The following is a 2665-nucleotide window of genomic DNA, read 5'->3' as shown; positions in this document are numbered from 1 at the left end:
CTGTCTGCGTGGCGGAATCTGTATAATGACAGCGATTGGTTTTGCATCCGGAAGTATCATACAGCTTTTTCTTGCGCTTCCGCTTGCCAGATACTATGATAGTGGGAAGAATCTGGCTGATACCGGAAAAGCAGTTCGGATTCTGTTGCTGGGGTATGTAATTTTGTACGGAGGCACATTGTTTTCCGCACTGTGGCATACAAGTTCAGTGATCTATATTCCGTATGAAAATTCAGGCATGTATGGCAGACTTATGACCGGAGGACTTATAGCTCTGGTGTGTGTTTACGTTTCTTCATCCGGGATAAAGGCTCTCGCAAGGTCTGCGGTCATTGCGATGGGACTTGGAGTGCTCTGTGTGGCAATGGTAACTGTGAGCGCGGTTATTCAGTCAGATATCAGCAATATATTTCGGCCTGACGGAAGAAGCCTGCCGAGTGAGGTGATCCGCGGATTTGCTGCGAGCGGAGGTCTGGGAAGCTTTATTGTCTTGCTGAGTTTTACTGCTGAAGACAAGACAGATACTGCTTCAATGTATTTCACATGCAAAGTGATCCTTTCATTTATAATGCTGTTCACGTCTGTTATTGTCACAGGCGGCATTATGGATGTGCTCGATTTTCCTGTAACAACTGCGGCTCAGCTTTCACAGCCGTTTCCTGTACAGAGAACAGATTCACTGTTCCTGATCGTATTTTCAGTTTTGGCCGTCTTTTCGATAGCTGTCCAGGCTTCAGCTGCGGAGTACCTTGCAGCGGGGACGATACCTCGTTTAAAAAGATTCCGCTGCACGGCAGTTCTTTTTATGATGGTCGCGATCGGGACAGTACTTTATGATATTGGAACAGGTATCATTTCCTATGCTTTGTCATCTTTTATAATAATGATGATAGTGCCTCTGGAATCACTCCTTAAAAAAGGAGGAGGTGAAATGAAGCGTGAAAAAGCTTAGGATAATACCTGTTATGTTGGCAACTATGCTTCTTACCGGGTGTGTTAAGGATAGAAGCGTCAGTAATAAAAGATATCTAAGAGCGGCAGTTATCGGAAATGACAGTGTGACTTTTTCGTTTTTTTCAAATGAAGATGATGTTGTTACAGTTGCTGCTGATTCACCGGAGAAAGCGCGTTATGAGGCGGAACTCAGCGGTGGAAAAGAAATATTTACCGGTTACACTGAGCTAATCGTTCTTGATGGGTGTAACGGAGCTGACATTCTGGATCTCATGCTTAATAAATGGCGCGTTTCACCTTCCTGTATTGTTGCATGCTGCACAGAAGAAAGCGGAGAACTGCTCTATGAAAGAAGTGCTGAAGAGCTTGAAGGAGCTGTCAGGATAGCGCAGGAGCGGGAACTGGTCGGAAGATGTGATATTGTTTCAGTGCTAGGAGAGCTGCTGGGTGAAAGGAAGTCGGCGGAAGTACCGGAACTCTCAAGCAGCGGTTTTGAAGGTAAAAGAAGAATAGAATAACAGGGGCTTATGCCCCTTACATAAGGGAGTTTTATATAATGAAGACAGTTACAAATTGTGAGACATGCACCAATTATGTTTATGATGATGAATGTGACTGCTATGTATGTCTGGTAGATCTTGATGAGGATGAGATGGCACGTTTCATTCAGGGAACTAACTATTCATGTCCCTACTACCGGCTTGATGATGAGTACGGAGTAGTACGTCACCAGAACTGACATTGTGTGCTCATTTTCTTCGTTTATCCTGCATATATATTACTGTCCGCAGAATAGACGAAGGAGTGATGCATTTGAAAATACCACCCGGTCAGCGGGCAGTGACACTTGGAAGATTTATTCTGGAGAACAGATCAACAGTCCGCGCCGCTGCTAAGCAGTTCGGAATATCCAAGAGCACAGTGCATAAGGATGTCAGTGAAAGACTTAAAACTGAAGATCCGGAGCTATACAAACTTGTAAAGGATGTGCTTGAGATCAATAAGCAGGAGCGGCATATACGCGGTGGACTTGCAACACGAAAGAAGTACAGGGAAATAGCAAAACACAGGAGGGGATACTGACGTATCCCCTCTGCCGCCCTATCGGGCATATATATGAAAACAGTAGTCTGACAGCGCTATCCCTCTGCGAAGCTGTTCGCGGGCTGCACCGATGCATTGCTGACGTCAGCCACTCCGAAGCGGCAGCTGTCACACGGCTGTTTACTTTTATTTTATGCAGAAATCAGCAAAAGGCGACAAAGAAAATTATTACAATAGATATTTGGAGGCGAATCGTCAGATTATCAGTTCGTTCTGTCACCGTTGTAGTTATTTTGTAACCGCTGTATACTGAGTTGTATACAAACTTTGACCCCTCTGTTATTGCATTTGATATGGCTATATACTATAATGAAATCACAGAACAAAGAGATTTACATATAGCTAACAACCGTTTCCGCGCCCTTTATACCTCCGGGCGTTTAATACACACCTTTTCAGATAAGAGCGGCTGCCGTGGGAATACCTGCGGCAGCTGCTCTTTTATCATTTATTGTGCTTTTTTAAAAAACTACTTGAAAAATGAAGCGAATACTGTTATCATTATAGAGTATCGCATTTTGAAAGGAAACATAAAATGAAAAAGCTTATCAGAAAAATCGTAACGGTTTTCCCGAAACCTATACGCGACTTATATTTCAATTATGAG

Annotated in this window: 4 protein-coding genes; all 4 read left to right on the top strand. The window is 43.6% G+C overall.

Going from position 1 to position 2665, the window contains the following annotated elements:
* Positions 1-952: hypothetical protein (locus tag J6U00_RS14540; protein ID WP_296583065.1), on the top strand; the 952-nt coding region annotated here is incomplete at its 5' end.
* Complete coding sequence (locus tag J6U00_RS14535) at positions 939-1472, top strand: hypothetical protein (protein ID WP_296583062.1); 534 nt, start codon at positions 939-941, stop codon at positions 1470-1472. The genes J6U00_RS14540 and J6U00_RS14535, both read left to right, overlap by 14 nt.
* A gap of 38 nt (positions 1473-1510) precedes the next feature.
* Positions 1511-1693: a DUF6472 family protein gene (locus J6U00_RS14530; RefSeq protein ID WP_296583057.1), complete on the top strand. Its 183-nt coding sequence runs from the start codon at positions 1511-1513 to the stop codon at positions 1691-1693.
* Between the two features lie 74 nt (positions 1694-1767).
* Positions 1768-2037: a sporulation transcriptional regulator SpoIIID gene (locus tag J6U00_RS14525; RefSeq protein WP_296583055.1), complete on the top strand. Its 270-nt coding sequence runs from the start codon at positions 1768-1770 to the stop codon at positions 2035-2037.
* Positions 2038-2665 lie beyond the last annotated feature (628 nt).

Origin of the sequence: Ruminococcus sp. (assembly GCF_017650195.1) — a bacterium.
Taxonomy (GTDB): domain Bacteria; phylum Bacillota; class Clostridia; order Oscillospirales; family Ruminococcaceae; genus Ruminococcus.
Note: the sequence above shows the minus strand (reverse complement) of the source record. Positions and strands in the feature narration are given on the sequence as shown.